Source organism: Alcanivorax sp. HI0083 (genome assembly GCF_001635175.1).
Map to the genome: position 1 here is coordinate 1 of NZ_LWFX01000136.1, position 623 is coordinate 623.

General features: G+C 57.8%; 1 protein-coding gene. It reads right to left on the bottom strand.

Going from position 1 to position 623, the window contains the following annotated elements; translation table 11 throughout:
* Positions 1 to 25 precede the first annotated feature (25 nt).
* The gene (locus tag A3754_RS01540) at positions 26 to 388 is read right to left on the bottom strand and encodes a PleD family two-component system response regulator (RefSeq protein ID WP_063518675.1); all 363 of its coding nucleotides are present in this window, start codon (positions 386 to 388) and stop codon (positions 26 to 28) included.
* Positions 389 to 623: the final 235 nt, after the last annotated feature.

Genomic DNA, 623 nt, shown 5'->3' on the forward strand with positions numbered 1-623 from the left:
CGCGTGACGGGCCGCGGACGGCGACTCAGCCCAGCGCTTCATTGATCTTGGCGACCAGTTCCGCTTCCACCGGCGGTTTGACCACATAGCCGAAGGCACCCTGGCGTTCGCCCCAGACCTTGTCGGTTTCCTGGTCCTTGGTCGTCACCAGAATCACCGGAATGCTTTCGGTGGCCGGGTCACGGGTGATCTTGCGGGTGGCCTGGAAGCCGTTCAGTTCCGGCATGACCACATCCATCAGGATCAGATCGGGCTGCTCATGACGGGCTTTTTCTATCCCTTCCATGCCGTTGGTGGCAGTAACGACATCATGGCCCTGACCCTGGACAATCTTTACCAGATTGGTCAGCTGGGTCGGGGAATCGTCCACCACAAGAATTTTGGCCATGTTGCTCTCCTCAAGCCGCTATTGATCCCATCGGCTGTATTTTTATATGTGTCTCGATCCAATCGCGAATCATACCAGCGACGGGTCAAAAGGTAAGCTGTCGAATTGTGGCACATGTGTGCCGCAATGGGGCAGCTTACCGGGTAAATGTGTGGGCGCTGCGCCGCCCCCATAGCAGAATGGGCAGCACAATCAGGGCGGTTATCAGCGTCCAGCGGGCCAGTGCCCAGAAACT